Origin of the sequence: Pseudomonas sp. B392_1p, from assembly GCF_052245235.1 — a bacterium.
GTDB classification, from domain to species: Bacteria; Pseudomonadota; Gammaproteobacteria; order Pseudomonadales; family Pseudomonadaceae; genus Serpens; species Serpens gallinarum.
On the sequence record NZ_JBQPXM010000001.1, the window covers coordinates 35,676 to 56,627 of the forward strand.

General features: G+C 60.8%; 20 protein-coding genes. 1 reads left to right on the forward strand and 19 read right to left on the reverse strand.

Translation table 11 applies throughout. From position 1 onward, the window contains the following. Positions 1-9 precede the first annotated feature (9 nt). The 18 genes from ubiU to ACTV8E_RS00245 all read right to left on the reverse strand — a co-directional run bounded on the left by ubiU (position 10) and on the right by ACTV8E_RS00245 (position 18,353). Positions 10-1,005 (reverse strand): ubiquinone anaerobic biosynthesis protein UbiU, encoded by a 996-nt coding sequence (gene ubiU / locus ACTV8E_RS00160; protein ID WP_443198098.1) that lies wholly within the window; start codon positions 1,003-1,005, stop codon positions 10-12. A gap of 195 nt (positions 1,006-1,200) precedes the next feature. Beyond that, positions 1,201-3,036 carry a glutamine--fructose-6-phosphate transaminase (isomerizing) gene (glmS, locus tag ACTV8E_RS00165; RefSeq protein WP_251835404.1) on the reverse strand — a complete coding sequence of 612 codons (1,836 nt, stop codon included), beginning with the start codon at positions 3,034-3,036 and terminating at the stop codon, positions 1,201-1,203. Between the two features lie 11 nt (positions 3,037-3,047). Further along, positions 3,048-3,830: a DeoR/GlpR family DNA-binding transcription regulator gene (locus ACTV8E_RS00170; RefSeq protein WP_443198099.1), complete on the reverse strand. Its 783-nt coding sequence runs from the start codon at positions 3,828-3,830 to the stop codon at positions 3,048-3,050. A 168-nt stretch (positions 3,831-3,998) separates the two neighbouring features. Next, positions 3,999-5,369: a bifunctional UDP-N-acetylglucosamine diphosphorylase/glucosamine-1-phosphate N-acetyltransferase GlmU gene (gene glmU, locus ACTV8E_RS00175; RefSeq protein ID WP_443198100.1), complete on the reverse strand. Its 1,371-nt coding sequence runs from the start codon at positions 5,367-5,369 to the stop codon at positions 3,999-4,001. Between the two features lie 143 nt (positions 5,370-5,512). Further along, positions 5,513-5,941: a F0F1 ATP synthase subunit epsilon gene (locus ACTV8E_RS00180; protein WP_251835407.1), complete on the reverse strand. Its 429-nt coding sequence runs from the start codon at positions 5,939-5,941 to the stop codon at positions 5,513-5,515. A 74-nt stretch (positions 5,942-6,015) separates the two neighbouring features. Next, positions 6,016-7,392 (reverse strand): F0F1 ATP synthase subunit beta, encoded by a 1,377-nt coding sequence (atpD, locus tag ACTV8E_RS00185; RefSeq protein ID WP_251835408.1) that lies wholly within the window; start codon positions 7,390-7,392, stop codon positions 6,016-6,018. A gap of 30 nt (positions 7,393-7,422) precedes the next feature. Further along, positions 7,423-8,289, reverse strand: a complete 867-nt coding sequence (gene atpG, locus ACTV8E_RS00190) for a F0F1 ATP synthase subunit gamma (RefSeq protein WP_251835409.1) — start codon at positions 8,287-8,289, stop codon at positions 7,423-7,425. A gap of 50 nt (positions 8,290-8,339) precedes the next feature. Further along, complete coding sequence (atpA, locus tag ACTV8E_RS00195; RefSeq protein ID WP_251835410.1) at positions 8,340-9,884, reverse strand: F0F1 ATP synthase subunit alpha; 1,545 nt, start codon at positions 9,882-9,884, stop codon at positions 8,340-8,342. A 15-nt stretch (positions 9,885-9,899) separates the two neighbouring features. Beyond that, positions 9,900-10,436, reverse strand: a complete 537-nt coding sequence (locus ACTV8E_RS00200; protein WP_251835411.1) for a F0F1 ATP synthase subunit delta — start codon at positions 10,434-10,436, stop codon at positions 9,900-9,902. 12 nt (positions 10,437-10,448) lie between these two features. Beyond that, positions 10,449-10,919 carry a F0F1 ATP synthase subunit B gene (locus ACTV8E_RS00205; RefSeq protein ID WP_251835412.1) on the reverse strand — a complete coding sequence of 157 codons (471 nt, stop codon included), beginning with the start codon at positions 10,917-10,919 and terminating at the stop codon, positions 10,449-10,451. Positions 10,920-11,012: 93 nt separating this feature from the next. Further along, the gene (atpE, locus tag ACTV8E_RS00210) at positions 11,013-11,240 is read right to left on the reverse strand and encodes a F0F1 ATP synthase subunit C (protein WP_037024880.1); all 228 of its coding nucleotides are present in this window, start codon (positions 11,238-11,240) and stop codon (positions 11,013-11,015) included. Between the two features lie 56 nt (positions 11,241-11,296). Then, positions 11,297-12,151 (reverse strand): F0F1 ATP synthase subunit A, encoded by an 855-nt coding sequence (atpB, locus tag ACTV8E_RS00215; RefSeq protein WP_251835413.1) that lies wholly within the window; start codon positions 12,149-12,151, stop codon positions 11,297-11,299. Positions 12,152-12,166: 15 nt separating this feature from the next. Beyond that, entirely contained in the window at positions 12,167-12,565 is a 399-nt protein-coding gene (locus ACTV8E_RS00220) for a F0F1 ATP synthase subunit I (protein WP_443198101.1), read from the reverse strand. Positions 12,566-12,683: 118 nt separating this feature from the next. Further along, entirely contained in the window at positions 12,684-13,553 is an 870-nt protein-coding gene (locus ACTV8E_RS00225; protein WP_273538592.1) for a ParB/RepB/Spo0J family partition protein, read from the reverse strand. 9 nt (positions 13,554-13,562) lie between these two features. Beyond that, positions 13,563-14,342: a ParA family protein gene (locus ACTV8E_RS00230; protein WP_251835416.1), complete on the reverse strand. Its 780-nt coding sequence runs from the start codon at positions 14,340-14,342 to the stop codon at positions 13,563-13,565. Between the two features lie 17 nt (positions 14,343-14,359). Next, positions 14,360-15,007, reverse strand: coding sequence for a 16S rRNA (guanine(527)-N(7))-methyltransferase RsmG (gene rsmG / locus ACTV8E_RS00235; protein WP_443198102.1), 648 nt, complete (start codon positions 15,005-15,007; stop codon positions 14,360-14,362). Then, positions 15,007-16,899 (reverse strand): tRNA uridine-5-carboxymethylaminomethyl(34) synthesis enzyme MnmG, encoded by a 1,893-nt coding sequence (mnmG, locus tag ACTV8E_RS00240; protein WP_443198103.1) that lies wholly within the window; start codon positions 16,897-16,899, stop codon positions 15,007-15,009. Before mnmG ends, rsmG begins: the two co-directional genes overlap by 1 nt. A 575-nt stretch (positions 16,900-17,474) precedes the next feature. Further along, entirely contained in the window at positions 17,475-18,353 is an 879-nt protein-coding gene (locus tag ACTV8E_RS00245; protein WP_443198104.1) for an MBL fold metallo-hydrolase, read from the reverse strand. A gap of 128 nt (positions 18,354-18,481) precedes the next feature. On the opposite strand from ACTV8E_RS00245, the gene ACTV8E_RS00250 reads away from it, so the two are divergent. Continuing rightward, positions 18,482-19,483, forward strand: a complete 1,002-nt coding sequence (locus ACTV8E_RS00250) for a GlxA family transcriptional regulator (RefSeq protein WP_443198105.1) — start codon at positions 18,482-18,484, stop codon at positions 19,481-19,483. Between the two features lie 54 nt (positions 19,484-19,537). Here the strand turns inward: ACTV8E_RS00250 and mnmE are convergent, their stop codons facing one another. After that, a complete protein-coding gene (gene mnmE, locus ACTV8E_RS00255; RefSeq protein WP_443198106.1) occupies positions 19,538-20,905 on the reverse strand; it encodes a tRNA uridine-5-carboxymethylaminomethyl(34) synthesis GTPase MnmE in 1,368 nt (455 codons plus the stop codon). Between the last annotated feature and the right edge of the window lie 47 nt (positions 20,906-20,952).

Consider the following 20,952-nt stretch of genomic DNA (forward strand, 5'->3'; position numbering starts at 1 on the left):
ATGGTCTCCTCACTGCCAGGCACGGTGGTAGGCACCCAGGGTGGTCTGGCTGCCTTCGGACAGCCCGCCCAGCGCGGCGCGCCAACTCGAATGCACGCTGAAATTCTTGGGCGCACGCTGATAGGCGTCGAGCGCTTCGCGCCACACGTGGGTAACCTGCTCGACATACGCCGGGCTGCGCTGGCGACCTTCGATCTTCACCGCGGCAATGCCGGTCTCGACCAGTTGCGGGATCAGATCCAGGGTGTTAAGGCTGGTGGGTTCTTCCAGGGCATGGAAGCGCTGGCCATTGACCATGAAACGCCCCTTGCACAGGGTCGGGTAACCGGCGGCCTCGCCGTCCTGATACTGGTCGATCAGCACATCGTTGAGGCGCGAGGTCAGGCCTTCGGGTTTCTGCTCCCAGCGCACCGCCTTGGCCGGCGAGCAGACGCCGCACAGGTTGGGCGACTCGCCAGTGATGTACGAAGACAGGTGGCAACGGCCTTCGGCCATAATGCACAGGCTGCCGAAGGCGAACACTTCCAGCGGCACTGTGGTTTTGCCGGCCAGGGCGCGTACCTGAGCCAGCGACAGCACGCGCGGCAGCACGGCGCGACGAATGTTGTAACGCTGTTGATACAGATCTAGCGCCGCCGGGTTGGTCGCCGAGCCTTGCACCGACAGGTGCAGGTTGAGGCTGGGGTGGTATTTGCTGGCATATGCCAGCACGCCGGGGTCGGCGCAGATCAGCGCATCCACACCCAGGTCAGCGGCGCGATCCACGGCGCTCTGCCAACGCTGCCACCCATCTGGCTGGGCATAGGTGTTCACCGCCACATAGAGTTTGCGGCCTTCCTTGCGAATCAGCTGCAGCCCGTTGTCCAGTTGCTTGGCGTCCATGTTCAGGCCGGAAAAATGGCGGGCGTTGGTGTCATCGCGAAAACCGACGTAAACCGCGTCGGCGCCTTGCCGCACGGCGGCCTTGAGAGCAGGCAGACTGCCCGCCGGACAAACCAGTTGCATGTCGACACCTCATGGCAAATTACCCTCCGCACTCTAGGCAGTTCGGTGGGGCGTGCCTTGATGGCAGTCAATCAAAGGAAGAGTCGTAAGGAAGGTCCGCTATCAGGCCGAGCGACACCCATAAAAAACGCCGCGTTCCGGAATCGGAAAGCGGCGTTTTTATTTTTTCTTCTTCTTCTGGCTGGGGCGGGGTCGTTATTCCACCGTTACCGACTTGGCCAAGTTGCGCGGCTGGTCGACGTCGGTTCCGCGCAATACGGCAACGTAATAGGACAGCAGCTGCAGTGGCAGGGTGTAGTAGATCGGCGCCAGCACTTCATGGCAGTGCGGCATGCTCACTACATGGGTACCTTCGCCATCTTCCAGGCCGGCTTGTTCGGCGGCGAAGACGATCAACTGGCCACCCCGGGCGCGGACTTCCTGCAGGTTGGACTTCAGCTTCTCCAGCAGCTCGTCGTTGGGCGCCACGGTGACCACCGGCATGTCGCTGTCCACCAGGGCCAGCGGGCCGTGCTTGAGCTCGCCGGCCGGGTAGGCTTCGGCATGGATATAGGAGATTTCCTTGAGTTTGAGCGCCCCTTCCATGGCCACCGGATACTGGACGCCTCGACCAAGGAACAGGGTGTGGTGTTTTTCGGCGAACAGCTCGGCGACTTTCTCCACAGCCTTTTCCATGCTCAGCACCTCGCCCAAGCGGCTGGGCAGGCGGCGCAGCTCTTCGACCAGTTCGGCTTCCAGACCCGGTGCCAGACGCTTGTGTACCTGGCCCAGGGCCAAGGTCAGCAGCAGCAGACCCACCAGCTGGGTGGTAAAGGCCTTGGTCGAGGCCACGCCGATTTCCGGCCCGGCGTTGGTCAGCAGAGTCAGGTCGGACTCGCGCACCAGCGAGCTGGTGGCGACGTTGCAGATCGCCAGGCTGGCCAGGTAACCGGCGCCCTTGGCGTTGCGCAGCGCGGCCAGGGTGTCGGCGGTTTCGCCGGACTGGGAGATGGTCACGAACAGGCTGTCCGGTTGCACCGCCACCTTGCGATAACGGAACTCGCTGGCCACTTCCACCTGGCAGGGAATGCCGGTCAGGCCTTCGAGCCAGTAACGGGCGACCATGCCGGCGTGGTAACTGGTACCGCAGGCGATGATTTGCACGTTGCGCACCTTGGCGAACAGCTCGGCGGCCTGCGGGCCAAAGGCTTCCACCAGCACCTGAGCATCGCCCAGGCGACCTTCCAGGGTGCGCTGCACCACCTTGGGCTGCTCGTGGATTTCCTTGAGCATGAAGTGGCGGTATTCGCCCTTGTCAGCGGCTTCCGCGCCGTCCTGATGTTGCACGGTTTCACGCTGTACGTCCTGGCCGTTAAGGTCCCAGATGCGTACGCTCTCGCGGCGGATTTCGGCGATGTCGCCTTCTTCCAGGTAGACAAAACGATCGGTGACCTGACGCAGAGCCAGCGGGTCGGAGGCGAGGAAGTTCTCGCCCAGGCCCAGGCCGATGACCAGCGGGCTGCCGCTACGCGCAGCGAGCAAGCGGTCCGGCTGGCTGGCGCTGATCACCGCCAGGCCATAGGCACCGTGCAGCTCCTGAACCGCCGCCTTGAGCGCGGTGGCCAGGTCGCCCAGCTCGTGCAGTTTGTGGTGAAGCAGGTGGACGATGACTTCGGTGTCGGTGTCCGAGGTGAACAGGTAGCCGAGGTCTTTGAGTTGTTCACGCAAGGCCTGGTGGTTCTCGATGATGCCGTTGTGCACCACCGCCAGTTCATGGCTGGAGAAATGCGGGTGGGCATTGCGCTCGCAAGGCGCGCCGTGGGTGGCCCAACGGGTATGGGCGATGCCCAGACGACCGCTCAGCGGTTCAAGCGTCTGCGCCTGATCCAGTTCGGCGACCTTGCCGGAGCGGCGTAGGCGTGACAGTTGCCCGTCGTTGTCGATCACGGCGATACCGGCGCTGTCATAGCCCCGGTATTCCAGGCGCTTGAGTCCTTCAATCAGGATGGCGGTGATGTTACGTTCGGCGACGGCGCCAACAATGCCACACATGGGCGTTTCTCCTAGGGGTTGTCGGCCGCGGCGGCACAGATGAGCTTCACGCCGCGGGCCTGGATGCTGGCGCGTGCCTCGTCATTGAGGCGCGCGTCGGTAATCAGGGTATGGATGTGGGACCAAGGCAGTTCCAGGTTGGGAATACGCCGGCCGAACTTGTCACTTTCCACCAACACGATGACTTCACGGGCCACCTCGGCCATCACCCGCGACAGGCCCAGCAGCTCATTGAAGGTGGTGGTGCCACGCTCCAGGTCGATGCCGGCGGCGCCGATGAACAACTGGTCGAAATCGTAGCTGCGTAACACCTGCTCGGCCACTTGGCCCTGGAAGGACTCGGAGTGCGGGTCCCAGGTGCCCCCCGTCATCAGCAGCACCGGCTCCTGCTCCAGCTCGCACAGTGCGTTGGCGACGTGCAGCGAGTTGGTCATCACCACCAGGCCTGGCTTGCGGCCAAGCTGGGGAATCATCGCTGCCGTGGTGCTGCCGCTGTCGATGATGATGCGCGCATGTTCGCGAATGCAGCCTACCGCGGCGCGGGCAATGGCCTGCTTCCACGGTGAGATCGGCTGCGGCGCATCGTCGGCAATCAGTTCCTGGGGCATGGAGACCGCGCCGCCATAGCGGCGCAGCAGCAAACCGTTTTTTTCCAGGGCTGCAAGATCCTTACGGATGGTGACTTCCGAGGTGGCGAAACGCTTGGCCAGGGCATCGACACTCACCTCACCCGCTTCGGCCAGCAGGGCGAGGATCGCATGTCGACGTTGTGGAGTGTTGCGTTTGCCAAGCATCAGGTTTCGATTCGAAAGTTAAAGGCGCGAATCAAAACCTAATGAAGCGTTTGCGTCAAGCAGATCTGGATAAAAAATACTCAAAAAAATCCAGCGGTCAGTGTGCCTTGGCAAGCTGGGCACCACCCCGCTCCGCTCAAGAACGGGGGTTGCGCCGCTGCCAGCCATTTACTGGTTATTTTTGATCTTTTCCGGGCGCTTCCAGCCGTCGATGTTGCGCTGCTTGCCGCGCCCAACTGCCAAGGCATCCGCGGGCACATCCTGGGTAATGGTCGAGCCGGCACCGGTGGTGGAACGATCCCCCAGGTTCAGCGGTGCGACCAGCGAGCTGTTGGAACCGATAAACACGTCCTCGCCCATGATGGTCTTGAACTTGTTGGCGCCGTCATAGTTGCACGTGATGGTGCCGGCACCGATGTTGGTGCGCGCGCCGATCTGGGCATCGCCCAGGTAGCTCAGATGTCCGGCCTTGGCACCCTCGCCCAGCACGGCGTTTTTCAGTTCGACGAAATTGCCGACGTGGGCTTTCTTGCCCAACACCGCGCCGGGGCGCAGGCGGGCAAACGGACCACAGTCAGCGCCTTCGCCCACCTCGGCGCCTTCCAGGTGCGAGTTGGCCTTGATGATCGCACCGGCGCGCAGGATGCTGTTTTTGATCACGCAATTCGGGCCGATCTCGACGTTGTCCTCGATCGTCACGCGGCCTTCGAGCAACACGTTGACGTCGATCAGCACATCGCGGCCAACCGTAACCTCGCCGCGCAGGTCGAAGCGCGCCGGATCTCGCAGGGTAACGCCCTGGGCCATCAGCTTGCGCGCCGCGCGGTACTGATAGTGGCGTTCCAACTGGGCGAGCTGGATGCGGTCGTTGGCGCCGAGCACTTCCATCTCGTCTTGCGCCTGTTCGGTGGCCACGGTCAGGCCATCGGCCACCGCCATGGCGATCACGTCGGTGAGGTAGTACTCGCCCTGGGCATTGCTGTTGGACAGGCGGCCCAGCCAGTCGCCCAAGCACTGACCCGGCACGGCGAGAATGCCAGTATTGCCCTCGCGGATCGCCCGCTGCGCCTCGTTGGCGTCCTTGTGCTCGACGATGGCGCTTACCGCGCCGCTGGAGTCACGGATGATGCGTCCATAACCGGTAGGATCGGCCAGGTTCACGGTGAGCAGCCCCAGCTGGCAGTTGGAGACCAGGGCCAGCAGACGCTGCAGGGTGTCGGCCTCGATCAACGGCACGTCGCCGTACAGGATCAGCACCCGTTCGGCCTTGAGCACAGGAAGGGCCTGGGCCACCGCATGGCCAGTGCCCAGTTGCTGTTCCTGCACCACGAAATTCAGGTCGTCTGCGGCCAAACGCTCACGCACCAACTCGGCGCCATGGCCGATCACCACATGAATGCCCTGTGGATTGAGGCTGCGGGCGGTGTCGATGACATGGCCGAGCATGGAGTTGCCGGCCAGTGGGTGCAGCACCTTGGGCAAGGCGGAACGCATGCGGGTGCCCTGGCCGGCGGCGAGAATGACGATATCGAGGGACATGGAGAGATCCTGAAAGTCGTAAGCCGGCAATCCCGGCGTTGCCTCGCCTGCTGGCATCCCGCCGGCGAAGCCTTTGCTGATTCTGAAAAAGAAAAAGGGTAGCCCAAGCTACCCTTTTACTCATTCGCCATGAAGCGGTCGGATCAGCCCCGGCCGTACTTCTTGCGCAGTGCCTGCACGGTGCGCAGCTGGGCTGCGGCTTCGGCCAGACGAGCGGCGGCGGAACCGTAGTCGAACTCCGCTCCCTTCTCGTTCAGGGCCTTCTCGGCTGCCTTGACGGCGGCCTGAGCAGCGGCTTCGTCCAGATCCTTGGCGCGGGTAGCCGTGTCAGCGAGGATCTTCACCATGTTCGGCTGCACTTCGATGAAGCCGCCGGAAATGTAGAAGATTTCCTCGTCGCCACCCTGCTTGATCACCCGCACCGGACCCGGCTTGAGGTCACTGAGCAGCGGCGCGTGATTCGGCAGGATACCCAGGTCACCAAGATGACCATGGGCGATGACCATTTCCACCAACCCGGAGAAGAGCTCTTCTTCCGCACTGACGATGTCGCAATGGACTGTCATAGCCATACAAATGCCTCAGTAGTCAGGTCAGGCGGGGTAAACCCCGCCCTGGATATGCGCCTGTTGCCAGGCGCGACCCATTACAGTTTCTTGGCTTTCTCGATGGCTTCGTCGATGGTGCCGACCATGTAGAACGCTTGTTCCGGCAGGTCGTCGTAATCGCCATTGAGGATGCCCTGGAAGCCACGGATGGTTTCCTTGAGCGGCACGTACTTGCCCGGGGCGCCAGTGAACACTTCGGCCACGTGGAACGGCTGGGACAGGAAGCGCTGGATCTTACGCGCGCGGGCCACCAGTTGCTTGTCCTGCTCGGACAGCTCGTCCATACCCAGGATGGCAATAATGTCCTTCAGCTCCTTGTAGCGCTGCAGAACGTACTGCACACCGCGGGTGACGTCGTAGTGCTCCTGACCGACGATCAGCGGGTCCAGCGAACGGCTGGTGGAGTCCAGCGGGTCAACGGCCGGGTAGATACCCAGGGAAGCGATGTCACGGGACAGAACGACAGTGGCGTCCAAGTGGGCGAAGGTGGTCGCCGGGCTCGGGTCGGTCAGGTCGTCCGCAGGAACGTAGACGGCCTGGATCGAGGTGATCGAACCGGTCTTGGTGGAGGTGATGCGCTCTTGCAGAACACCCATCTCTTCGGCCAGGGTCGGCTGGTAGCCCACCGCGGACGGCATACGACCCAGCAGCGCGGACACTTCGGTACCGGCGAGGGTGTAGCGGTAGATGTTGTCGATGAACAGCAGAACGTCCTTGCCTTCTTCACGGAACTTCTCAGCCATGGTCAGGCCGGTCAGTGCCACGCGCAGACGGTTTCCTGGCGGCTCGTTCATCTGGCCGTACACCATGGCCACTTTGTCGAGAACGTTGGAGTCCTTCATCTCGTGATAGAAGTCGTTACCTTCACGAGTACGCTCGCCCACACCGGCAAACACGGACAGACCGCTGTGCGCCTTGGCGATGTTGTTGATCAGCTCCATCATGTTCACGGTCTTGCCGACACCGGCGCCGCCGAACAGGCCTACCTTGCCGCCTTTGGCGAAGGGGCAGACCAGGTCGATGACCTTGATACCGGTTTCCAGCAGGTCAGTGCCGCCAGCCTGTTCGGCATAGGTCGGCGCCGCGCGGTGGATACCCCACTGCTCGTCGCAGGCAACCGGACCGGCTTCGTCGATGGGCTCACCCAGGACGTTCATGATGCGGCCCAGCGTGCCGGCACCAACCGGAACAGCAATGGCGGCGCCAGTGTTGTTCACGTCCAGGCCACGCTTGAGGCCTTCGGTGGAACCCATGGCGATGGTACGGACAATGCCGTCGCCCAGCTGCTGCTGGACTTCCAGGGTGGTTTCCGCGCCTTGTACTTTCAGCGCGTCATAAACGTTCGGTACCTGATCGCGCGGAAATTCCACGTCGATAACGGCGCCGATGATTTGAACGATACGTCCGCTACTCATGTTTGGTTCCTCAGAATATTTGAACCGTTCTTAAACCGCGGCAGCGCCGCCGACGATTTCCGAAATTTCCTGCGTGATCGCCGCCTGACGAGCCTTGTTGTACACAAGTTGCAGATCGCTGATCAGCTCACCGGCGTTATCAGTTGCACTCTTCATGGCGATCATCCGCGCGGCCTGTTCGGCTGCACCGTTCTCGACCACGGCCTGATATACCTGGGACTCGATGAAACGAACCAGCAGCGCATCCAGGAGAACCTGGGCGTCGGGCTCGTAGAGATAGTCCCACTGACCTTTCTTCACCGGCTCAGCGTTCGCATCGGCTGCCAGGGGCAGCAGCTGGTCGAGCGTCGGCTTCTGGGTCATGGTATTGATGAACTTGTTCGACACCAGGTACAGGCGATCGATGCGACCGGCGTGGAAGGCATCAAGCATGACCTTGACGCTGCCGATCAGATCATTGATCGACGGTGTTTCGCCGATGTTGCCGATTGCCGCGACGACGTTGCCGCCGTAGCTGCGGAAAAAGCTTGCACCCTTGTTGCCGATCACGCACAGGTCGGCCTCGACCTGCTGGTCGTGCCACTCCTTCATGCTCTTGATCAGGGCCTTGAACAGGTTGGTGTTCAGGCCACCGCACAGACCACGGTCGGAGGATACGACGATATAGCCGACACGCTTGACCGGACGCTCCACCATGAACGGGTGACGGTATTCCGGGTTGGCGACGGCCAGATGGCCAATCACCTGCCGGATCCGCTCCGCATAGGGACGGCCTGCAGCCATGCGCATTTGTGCCCTGCGCATCTTGCTGACCGCCACCTTTTCCATGGCGCTGGTGATCTTCTGCGTGCTTTTGATGCTCGCAATCTTGCTGCGAATCTCTTTTGCGCCTGCCATTTGACACCTATCGGGTTAGCAGGCGGGAGCCTTGCGGCTCCCGCTGCGGCTTACCAGGACTGGGTCGCTTTGAACGACTCGATGCCGGCCTTCAGGCCTGCGTCGATTTCGTCGTTGAAGTCGCCCTTGACGTTGATCTTGGTTACCAGATCGGCTTTTTCACGGTGGAAATAAGCAATCAGCGCTTGCTCGAAGGCACCCACTTTGGCCACTTCAACGTCGGTCAGGAAGCCACGCTCAGCTGCGTACAGCGAGATTGCCATGTCAGCGATGGACATCGGCGCGTACTGCTTCTGCTTCATCAGCTCGGTAACGCGCTGACCATGCTCGAGCTGCTTGCGAGTGGCTTCGTCCAGGTCAGAGGCGAACTGGGCGAAAGCCGCCAGTTCACGGTACTGAGCCAGGGCGGTACGGATACCACCGGACAGCTTCTTGATGATCTTGGTCTGCGCGGCACCACCTACACGGGATACGGAGATACCGGCGTTGACCGCCGGACGCAGGCCAGCGTTGAACATGGCCGATTCCAGGAAGATCTGACCGTCGGTGATGGAAATCACGTTGGTCGGAACGAACGCGGAAACGTCACCGGCCTGGGTTTCGATGATCGGCAGGGCGGTCAGAGAACCGGTCTTGCCCTTCACTTCACCCTTGGTGAACTGCTCTACGTATTCCTCGGACACGCGGGAAGCGCGCTCCAGCAGGCGGCTGTGGAGATAGAACACGTCGCCCGGGTAGGCTTCACGTCCCGGCGGACGACGCAGCAGCAGGGAAATCTGGCGATACGCCACTGCCTGCTTGGACAGATCGTCATACACGATCAGCGCGTCTTCACCGCGGTCACGGAAGTATTCGCCCATGGTGCAGCCAGCGTAGGGAGCCAGGTACTGCAGTGCAGCGGACTCGGAGGCGGAGGCGGCAACGATGATGGTGTTGGCCAGTGCACCGTGCTCTTCCAGCTTGCGCACGACGTTGGCAATAGTGGACTGCTTCTGGCCGATGGCCACATAGACGCACTTAATGCCGCTGTCTTTCTGGTTGATGATGGCGTCGATGGCCAGAGCGGTCTTACCGATCTGACGGTCACCGATGATCAGCTCGCGCTGGCCACGGCCAACCGGAATCATGGCGTCAACGGACTTGTAGCCCGTTTGTACCGGCTGGTCGACCGACTTACGCCAGATCACGCCCGGTGCCACTTTTTCCACAGCGTCGGTCAGCTTGGCATTGACCGGGCCTTTGCCATCGATCGGGTTGCCCAGGGCGTCGACCACGCGGCCCAGCAGTTCCGGACCAACCGGGACTTCCAGGATGCGGCCGGTGCACTTGGCGCTCATGCCTTCGGACAGCCCCAGGTAGCCACCCAGGATCACTGCACCTACGGAGTCTTGCTCCAGGTTCAGTGCCATCCCGTAGATGCCGCCAGGGAATTCGATCATTTCGCCGTACATCACATCGGCCAGGCCGAAGATACGCACGATACCGTCAGATACGCTGACGACGGTGCCCTCATTACGGGCTTGGGCAGTCACATCGGATTTCTCGATGCGCTGCTTGATGATTTCACTAATCTCGGAAGGATTCAGTTGCTGCATGCCATGACCCTCAAATCAGGATTTCAACGATTCGGCCAACTGGCTCAGTTTGCCGCGGACCGAACCGTCGACAACCACATCACCGGCGCGAATCACTACGCCGCCGATCAGAGCAGGATTCACGGCCTGCTGGAGGTTGACGGTGCGATCTAGCCGCTTCGATAGGGCGGCAGCCAAAGTTTGGAGTTGTTCGGTGCTGAGCTCGAAGGCAGTTTCGACCTGCGCATCAAGCGTTTTCTCGGCTTGCGCCTTGAGTTCCTCGTACAGCTCGCGCACGGTCGGCAGAACCGCCAGGCGATCGTTTTCGCCCAAGGTCAGCACGTAGTTGCGAAAGGCGTCGTCAATGTCGTTGCCGAACAGACGCACGACGGCCTGAACCTTGCTTTCGCTGGTCAGGCGCGGGTCGTTCAGCAACGCAGCGACTTCAGGAACTTCAACGGCGACGGCAGCCAGGTTCAGCATCGCCGACCAGGCATCAGTCTGCTTGGCGGCACTGGCGAACTCGAAAGCAGCTTTGGCGTAAGGCCGAGCAAGCGTCTGGGTATTGATCATCGCTCGCCTCGCTTAGAGTTGGGAGGCCAGTTTTTCGACCAGATCGTTGTGTGCCTTGGCGTCCACCTGGGACTCCAGGATTTTCTCCGCACCGGCGACGGCAAGAGCCGCTACCTGATTGCGCAGTTGATCCTTGGCACGATTCACTTCCTGCTCGATTTCGGCGCGCGCGCCGGCAACCAGTCGTTCGCCTTCGGCGCGTGCTTGCTGCTTGGCTTCCTCGATGATCGAGTTGGCGTGCTTGTTCGCCTGCTCGAGAATCTGGGCGGCTTGCTCCTTGGTCTCACGCAGGGTGTTGGACACCTTGTCTTGAGCCAATTTCAGATCTTGCTGCGCACGGCCGGCTGCATCCAGACCTTCAGCGATCTTCTTCTGACGTGCACTCATGGCGGCCGTTACCGGCGGCCAGACGAACTTCATGCAGAACCAGACGAAGAGAGCGAAGGCGAGCGTTTGACCGAACAGCGTCAAGTTAATGTTCACAGCGGTTTACCTCGTGCTATCTCGTTCAACGCGGGAGTCACTTCCACGGCAACGGGGTTCGCCCGGCGAACCCCATCTCAAGCCGGTGAATGCTTAGCCGGCGACAACGAAGATGAGGTACATCGCGATACCAACACCGATCATCGGCACGGCGTCGAGCAGGCCGGCCATCAGGAAGGTCTTGGTTTGCAGCTGGGGAGCCAGCTCCGGTTGACGAGCGGTGGATTCCAGCAGCTTGCCGCCGAGAATGGCGAAGCCGATGCCGGTGCCCAGAGCACCCAGACCGATCATGATAGCGGCGGCAATGTAGACGAGTTCCATGTAAAGCTCCTGAAGCTAAGGGGGGTTAAGGTTTGCGATAAAGCGTTAAAACACTGTTAGTTGTGTTCTTCGTGGGCCGAGCTGAGGTAAACAATCGTCAGAACCATGAAGATGAAGGCCTGCAACGGGATGATCAGAATGTGGAAGATCGCCCAAGGCACGTTCAGGGTCCACTGCACGTAGAACGGCAGCAGCGCGATGAGGATGAACACCACCTCGCCGGCGTACATGTTGCCAAACAGACGCAGCGCCAGGCTGAGCGGCTTGGTCAGCAGACCGAGGACTTCGAGAAACAGGTTGAACGGGATCAGCGACCAGTGGTTGAACGGGCTGAGCGTCAGTTCCTTCGTAAAACCGCCGACACCCTTGACCTTGATGCTGTAAAAGATGATCAGCAGGAACACGCCCAGGGACAGACCGAAGGTGCCGTTCGGGTCGGTGGTCGGCACGATTTTGAACGCCGGCAGGCCAATCAGCGTCGCGAGACCCGGGATGTAATCGACCGGAATCCACTTCAGGCTGTTCATCAGCAGCACCCAGACAAAAATCGTCAAGGCCAGCGGGGCGATCAGCGCATTGCGGCCATGGAACGTGTCGCGGACGATGCCTTCGACGAACTCCACGGTCATTTCCACCAGGTTCTGCAGCTTGCCCGGCACGCCACTGGTCGCGCTCTTGGCCACCATGCGGAACAGGAAAATGAAGATGAAGCCCATCAACAACGACCAACCCAGGGTATCCAGGTGCACGGCCATGAAGCCCATGTCGCGAGCTTCCAGGCCAGTCTGGGCAATGGTCCAGGTCGCTTGATCAACAACAGAACCGTCTGCGCGAACATAGCCCTCAGGCAACTTACCCAGGGTCAGATTCTGCAGGTGGTGCTGGATATACTCAGCCGGGGTATTTGCCATAAACGCCTCAAATGCTCAATGCTTCGGATTGCTTTTCATCAGCAGCAGCGCACTCGCTCCGGTGCCCAGTACCAGCACGTAGCCGGCAAACAAGGCAAGCGGCTGCAGCGGGTGAACTGCTACGAACACCAGCGCAAACAGCGCTGCCGTCAGAATCAGTTTGCCCATTTCTCCCGCCCAGAATGACTGGACGATAGCCTGGGCCGAACGCGCGCCAAAAAAACGAAAGGCCTTATACGCGAAATACAGGTTGGCTACCAAGGCGATCAGACCGCCTAACAGCGCGGAATACCCCGCCACCCCACCAAACACACCCGCGCATGTTGCGGCCATCAGCACTGCTACGAGCGCCTGGGCTCGCAATAACCGAAAAACCGGTAAGCGATGCAGTGGTGTCTTGTTGCGGATGTTCACCGGATGTCCAACGCCTCCGGTAGCCCACCGAAAAAATGCGGTGGCGAGTATAGGGCGCTCCCCTTTGGCACTCAACCGCCTAATTGCCTTTTTGGCGCCCTTTATGTGCGCATTTGTATCAACGAATATGCGCCAGGACGCCTTGCAACTCGTCCAGCGAGTTATAGCGGATCACCAGCTGTCCCTTGCCCTTGCTGCCATGTTTGATCTGTACCGGTGAGCCCAGACGCTCTGCCAGCCGTTGCTCCAGGCGACTGATGTCCGGATCGGGCTTGGCGGCCTCTGGAGTGTGGTCGGGTTGATTCAGCCAGTGGCGCACCAGGGCTTCAGTCTGACGAACGGTCAAAGCACGTGCGACAACATGTCGCGCACCTTCGACTTGTCGCTCGGCGGGCAACCCGAGCAAGGCACGGGCATGGCCCATCTCCAGATCACCGTGGGACAGTAACGTTTTGATTTCTTCGGGCAGGCCGATCAGGCGCAGCAGGTTACTGATGGTGACCCGCGACTTGCCCACCGCATCGGCGACTTGCTGCTGGGTCAGCTCGAACTCTTGCTGCAAGCGCTGCAGCGCAACAGCCTCTTCAATGGGGTTGAGGTCTTCACGCTGGATGTTCTCGATCAGTGCCATGGCGATGGCTGCCTCGTCGGGCACCTCGCGAACCATGGCCGGAATGCTCTCCAGACCTGCCTGCTGACTGGCGCGCCAACGGCGCTCGCCCGCAATGATTTCAAAGCGACCCTCGCCAATCGGACGCACCACGATCGGCTGCATCACACCCTGGGCCTTGATCGACTGGGCCAGTTCTTCCAGGGCGGTTGCATCCATGTCACGGCGCGGCTGGTATTTACCACGCTGAATCAGGTCCAGCGGCAGGTATTGCAACTCGCGCTGATCGACCTGCGCAGCCTCCTCCTGCATGGCGGCCACGCCGCCACCGAGCAAGGCGTCGAGTCCGCGGCCGAGGCCTTTTTTCTTGATCGCCATGGAGTGTCCTTATGCGTTTGCGGGGCGACTCTGCCGGCGCGACAGTTCGCCCGCCAGCGCCAGGTAGGCGAGCGCCCCTCGGGATTGCTTGTCATATGCCAGTGCCGGCATGCCGTAACTGGGTGCTTCGGCCAGACGCACATTGCGCGGGATCACCGTATCGTAGAGGCGATCGCCGAAGTGTGCCTTGAGCTGCTCGGAAACATCATTGGTCAGCCCGTTGCGCGGGTCATACATGGTGCGCAGGAGGCCTTCGATCTTCAGCCCCGGATTGAGTGCGGCAGCAATGCGCTGAATGGAATTGACCAGGTCGCTCAGCCCTTCCAGGGCGTAGTACTCGCATTGCATGGGAATAATCACGCCATCGGCCGCCGCCAGGGCGTTGACGGTGAGCATTGACAAGGTCGGCGGGCAATCGATGAGGATGTAATCGTAGTGATCACGCACCGGTGCCAGTGCGTCGCGCAAGCGCAGCTCCTTGTTCGGCACCTTGAGCAGTTCAACCTCCGCGGCGGTCAAGTCGCGGTTGGCCGGCAGCAGTGGATAACCGCCGTGCTCGGAAAACTGCAGAGCTTGCTCAAGCTCACTGCTCCCCACCAGAACGTCATAGATTGAAAGTTCCAGGCTGGACTTATCCACACCGCTGCCACTGGTGGCATTACCCTGTGGATCAAGATCGATCAACAACACCTTGCGCTTGGTCGCCACCAGCGACGTGGCGAGGTTGATGCAAGTGGTGGTTTTACCCACCCCGCCTTTCTGGTTCGCAATGGCAAGTACCTTGGCCATGACTGTCGCGCTCTCCCTTAGATCGTGCGGCGCAGTATCAACAGATGCCGCTGACCTTGGCAACCGGGAACCTTGAGGACTTCACAGCTTTCGAGGCGAAAATCCGTCGGCAGCGCCTGCAGTTCATCATCCGGATGCACGCCTTTCATGGCCAGCCAGCGGGTTTCCGCAGTCCCCAGGTGACGTGTCCAGTTAGCAAAATCTTCCAGGGAGCTAAAGGCTCGCGAGCAGATGCCCTCAAACAGCTGGGCTGGCTGGAATGCTTCGACCCGGCTGTGGACAACTTGCAGGTTGGCCAGTTCCAATTCCAACTTCACCTGAGTCAGAAAGCGGGTTTTCTTGCCGTTGGAGTCCAGCAAGGTAAAGCGTCGCTCGGGAAACAGTACGGCTAGCGGCACCCCGGGCATGCCACCACCAGAGCCGACATCCAGCCAGTTATCCCCAGCCTTGGCGACCTGCGGCACCACCGACAGGCTGTCAAGCAGGTGGCGCGACACCATTTCATCAGGGTTACGCACGGCCGTGAGGTTGTAGGCCTTGTTCCATTTGATCAGCAGGGCCAGGTAGGCCAGCAGCAGCGCCTGTTGCTGGTCACTGAGCGTGACGCCCAGTTGTGCAGCGCCCTGCTGCAACTCTTCGGCATGGCGGAGGGAAAAGGGGGACATCAAGCAGTTTGCTCCAGGCTCTGGCCGGCGCCACGTTTTTTCAGGTGGATCAACAGCAGGGAAATGGCCGCCGGGGTAACGCCGGGGATGCGCGATGCTTGTCCCAGGGTTTCGGGCCGGGCCAGGCTCAGCTTGTGGGTAATTTCCTTGGACAGGCCGGAAATCGTTGCATAGTCGATATCGGCCGGCAGCCGTGTGTTCTCGCTGGCTCGCAGACGGGCAATTTCGTCCTGCTGACGATCGATATAACCGGCATATTTGGTCCGTATTTCGACCTGCTCAGCCACCTGCGCATTCTCGCTGCCGCCACCGGTGACGGCGATCAGGCCGGCGTAATCGATTTCCGGCCGGGCCAACAGGTTGAGCAGGTTGTACTCATGGGTCAACGGCGTGCCGAAGCGGGCGGCCACTGCATCGCCTTGCGGCGTGCCGGGGCGTACCCAGGTGCTTTTCAGGCGCTGCTCTTCGCGGGCTATGCCTTCGCGCTTGGCCTCGAAGACAGCCCAGCGCGCATCGTCCACCAGGCCCAATTCGCGGCCTTTTTCGGTCAAGCGCAGGTCAGCGTTATCTTCGCGCAGAATCAACCGGTATTCGGCGCGCGAGGTGAACATGCGGTACGGCTCCTGGGTGCCAAGTGTAATCAGGTCATCGATCAGCACGCCCAGGTAGGCTTCGTCACGGCGCGGGCACCAGGCGTCCTTGTCCTGGGCACGCAACGCCGCATTGGCCCCGGCCAGCAAGCCCTGGATCCCGGCCTCTTCGTAACCCGTGGTGCCATTGATCTGTCCGGCGAAGAACAGGCCGCCGATCACCTTGGTTTCAAGGCTGTATTTCAGATCACGTGGGTCAAGGTAATCGTATTCGATGGCGTAGCCAGGCCGCACGATATGGCAGTTTTCCAGGCCCCGAATGGAGCGCACGAGGTCGAGTTGTACATCGAACGGCAGCGATGTGGATATCCCGTTCGGATAGTACTCGTTTGTGGACAACCCTTCGGGTTCAAGAAATACCTGATGGCTGTCCTTGTCGGCGAAGCGATGGATCTTGTCCTCGATGGAGGGACAGTAACGCGGACCAATACCTTCGATCACGCCCGAATACATCGGTGAGCGATCGAGGTTGCTGGCGATGATTTCATGGGTGCGCGTGTTGGTATGGGTGATCCAGCAACTGACCTGCTGCGGATGTTGCTCTGCATCGCCCAGGAACGACATAACCGGCACCGGGGTATCGCCGGCCTGCTCGGTGATCAGGGTGAAATCGATGCTTCGCCCGTCCAGGCGCGGCGGTGTGCCGGTCTTCAGGCGACCAATACGTAGCGCCAACTCGCGCAGGCGTTTGGCCAGTGCGATTGACGGCGGGTCACCCGCACGGCCACCGGAATAATTCTGCAGGCCAATGTGGATAAGTCCGCCGAGAAAGGTTCCAGTGGTCAACACAACGCTATCAGCCAGAAAACGCAGGCCCATCTGGGTGACGACACCGCGTACCTGGTCTTGTTCGACGATCAGATCATCAGCAGATTGCTGGAATATCCACAAGTTGGGTTGGTTTTCCAGCACGCTGCGGATAGCCGCCTTGTACAGGGCGCGATCGGTCTGGGCGCGAGTGGCGCGCACCGCCGGCCCCTTGCGGGCATTGAGGACGCGGAACTGGATGCCGCTCAGGTCGGTGGCGGTCGCCATGGCACCGCCCAGCGCATCGATCTCCCTGACCAGATGGCTTTTACCAATGCCGCCAATGGCCGGGTTGCAGCTCATGTGGCCCAGGGTGTCGACGTTGTGGCTCAGCAACAAGGTCTTCACGCCCATCCGTGCGGCTGCCAGCGCAGCTTCGGTACCGGCATGGCCGCCGCCGATCACGATCACATCAAAACGGGAAGGGAAGTCCACCACGCACCTCGTGCCTGTGTTCAGGGAATTCTGGAGAGCCGGCAAGTATAGGCCCTCCAACGTTGCGAAAGAAGCGCTTGGACAAAAAACGATCAGCCGTTCGGCCAGCCGTTTTTTCCACATTGCTTAGATATAGATAAAGATAAGAATCTTTTTAAAGAGATTATTTTTAATGTTATTAATGGTTGGGACGTTTTCTGTGGATAAGGAGCTGTACGCCATGTGCAGCCTAGGTTACAGCGAATGATAAGCGTGTGGCGAAGATGCGCGGAAGCTCGGCATAGCCGGTAGGCAAGCTGTGGATGAATCAGCCGTTTGTCCACAGGGGCGTTTATGCCCTGGGTTGTCCCGTGGTTACGGACCGGGTTCAGGCCCGGTTCTCCACAGGGTTCAGGCGTACCAACTCGCTGAAAAGCGCCAATAAAAGAATGCAGGTACGGGCTGCTTTGCCGGGTAAATGCTCAGATGGGTCTCGGGTTGGTAACCCTCGGACAGGAAAAACCCCTTGGAGCCTTCGGCTGCAAGGGGGTCGTACCGATGCGTCAATTGCAAGGCTGAAGCCGCACCCGAGTAATTCAGAACCTCAGCAAGGCGCCATCTTGAGGAATTTCGACTCGATCCTGGATACCCGCTTCGTCAACGAACTCGCTCAGCTGTTCACGGCTTAGAGCCATGTGATTGATGGCATCCAGATGGACCGCGACGACGGTTGCGCTGGGCGCAGCTTGGGCAGCACGCAGTACGTCATCCTTGCCCATGATGATGGCACCTTCGAAGCCGCTGAGTTGTGCATAACCGGCATTCAGCACTACCACGTGCGGACGGTACTGGGCCAGGGCCTGGTCGACTTCATCACGCCAGATGGTATCGCCTGCAAGATAGAGAGTCTTATGCCGGGGCGCCTGGAAAACCACGCCCATGGCCGCGCCAAGAGCCTCCGCCACCTGAGGCAAGGCATACATCTGATCGGTGCCATGCTGGCCGCCGGTCTTGCTCAGCGTCACGCCGCCAAATTCGGTGTGATCGTTGAGGATGCGTACATCGCGAAAGCCTTGCTTGCGGATGAGTTCGGCATCGGCTGCGTTCTGCACAAACAGCGGAAGATCCTTGGGCAGCAATTGCTGGGCTGCGTCGTCCCAGTGGTCAAGATGGGTATGCGTGACGATTATCGCATCGACCCCGGCAATGACCTCGTCTGCCGACATCGGCAGATCGACCAGGGGATTGCGCAGCTCACTGCGGTAGGTGTTCTCGAATCCTGGGTAGCTGCCCTTCTTCGCCAACATCGGATCGATCAGAAACGTGGTGTCCGCGTACGTGATCTTTACGGTGGCATTTCGGATTTGCTGCAACTGCAGCGGCTCCGACGGTACTGACGTTGACTGGGCGAATACACCGCTGGTGGTAAGGCTCAAGGCCAGCGCCAGAGAGCTGACGAGCGTTCTGATCTGCATGAAGCATCTCCTGTGTTGCATGGATCGGACAATAGCGCCCATTCTGGCGGGGTGGGGACGACCGCAACAGTGACCCGAATGCCAGTCTTCGATAGTATCGGGCCAATATCGACGGTTGGACCCTGATCATGACCACGCTTCGTGTTGTCGCTCTGGCTTTTGATGGAGTGAGCCTGTTCCATCTCTCCGTGCCGGGTATGGTGCTTGCGGCAGCCAAGGAGTTGCCGGACCTACCGAGTTACGAGGTTCGCTACTGCGCGGTTGCCCCCGGCAGAATCCGCAGCGACCAGGGCCTCATCATCGAGGTGACGGACGGCCTGGAAGTCATGCACCACGCGGACATGATCATCGTGCCGGCCTGGAACGACCCTAGCCAGCCCGCACCCGCCGAGCTGAGCGACGCCTTGCGTCGAGCCCATGCGCAGGGCGCCATGATTGTTGGCTTATGCCTCGGCGCCTTCGTGCTTGGCGATGCCGGCCTGCTCGATGGCCGAGAAGCCACCACCCATTGGCTTGCCCGCGAGGTATTCGCCAAGCGCTTTCCGCGCAGCCACTTTCGGCCAGATGTGCTGTATGTTGCGGACAACAACATCGTGACCTCAGCCGGTACGGTCGCCGCCATCGATTGCTGTCTGTACCTGCTGCGTCAGCGCCACGGTGCCGATGCCGCAAACCGAATGGCCAGGCTGCTGGTCACCCCACCGCACCGGCAGGGTGGGCAGGCACAGTACATCGAGCAACCCGTACCGCAACTGCCTAGCGAGAGCCGGCTGGCCGCTGTGCTGGAATGGGCACATGAGCATTTGGCCGAGCCTTTGACGCTCGACATGCTCGCCGAGGTGGCTTGTATGAGCCGCCGCACCTTCACCCGGCGCTTTCGGGAAACCACCGGCACGACGTTCGTAAAATGGCTGAATGCCGAACGCGTAGCCAGAGCGCAGCAGTTGCTGGAAACCACCCAGATGCCCATTGAGGCCATCGTTTCTGAAGTCGGTTTTGGTACGCCCTTGTCGCTGCGTCAGCAGTTCGCCGCTCACATGGGGATCACGCCCTCGGATTACCGGCGCACCTTCTGTACGCGCCTGCTTGAACGAGGCAGCTCAGACAAGGGCGATTATTGCGCGCGCTAAAAGGGGTGGCTGCGCGCTGACGTTGCAGGAAACGTCCTTGGGTTCAGGCCCCATTCATTTGCCGATGCAGAAACTGGAAAAAATCCGCCCCAGCAAGTCATCGGACGTGAACGCCCCGGTAATCTCGCCGAGTGCTTGCTGGGCCTGTCGCAGGTCCTCGGCGAGCAGTTCACCGGCGCCCGCCAGTGTCAGCTGAGCGTGGCCATGGTCGAGGTGCGCAGCAGCCTGGTGCAGCGCTTGCAGATGGCGGCGGCGGGCGCTGAAGCCGCTTTCCGCGGTCTGCTCGAAGCCCATGCAGGCTTTCAGATGGTCCCGCAACAGGTCCAGTCCATCGCCGTTGCGTGCTGACAGGCTGACAGTCACGTGGCCATCGGCATTGCTGTGCATTTCAACAGTCTCGCCGCTGAGGTCGGCCTTGTTGCGGATCAACGTCACCTTGTCCGGTTGCGGTCGGATATCGAGAAACTCAGGCCAGAGGGCGAAGGGATCATCGGCTTCGGGAGCGCTGGCATCGACCACCAGCAAGACACGGTCGGCCTCGGCTATGGCTTTAAGGGCGCGCTCTACGCCGATGCGCTCCACCTGGTCCTCGGTAGCGCGCAGGCCTGCGGTATCCACCACATGCAACGGCATGCCATCAATGTGGATATGTTCGCGCAGCACATCACGGGTGGTGCCGGCGATGTCGGTGACGATCGCCGCTTCGCGTCCGGCCAGGGCATTGAGCAGGCTGGACTTGCCGGCATTGGGCCGACCGGCGATCACCACGGTCATGCCATCGCGCAACAAGGCGCCCTGCCCGGCTTCGCGCAACACTGTGGATAACCGATCGCGCACGGCTTCCAGTTGCTGCAGCACATGACCGTCGGCGAGGAAGTCGATCTCTTCCTCGGGAAAATCAATGGCGGCTTCGACGTAGATGCGCAACTGGATCAGTTGTTCAGTGAGCGCGTGCACGCGCCGGGAAAACTCGCCTTGTAGCGAGCGCACCGCGTTGCGTGCGGCCTGGGCCGAACTGGCCTCAATCAAGTCGGCGATGGCTTCGGCCTGGGCCAGATCCAGCTTGTCATTGAGGAATGCCCGCTCGCTGAACTCGCCAGGGCGGGCCAGCCGTGCACCCAGCTCGACGCAACGTTGCAGCAGAAGATCAAGGACCACCGGGCCGCCATGGCCCTGCAATTCCAGCACATCTTCGCCTGTGAACGAGTTCGGGCCGGGAAAGAACAATAGCAGTCCTTCATCGAGCACCTCGCCTTGAGCGTCATGCCAGGCGCCATAGTGCGCATAGCGAGGCTTTGGCTCACCCTCACCCAGTTGCAAGGCGATCACTCGGGCCGCCGGACCGGAGACACGCACGATGCCGACGCCACCACGGCCTTGGGCGGTGGCGATAGCGGCGATGGTGTCGCGTGGGCTGTTCATGAACGTGCTCTCCGAAGTGCAAACAGTAGATAGCAAAACGCCCCAGT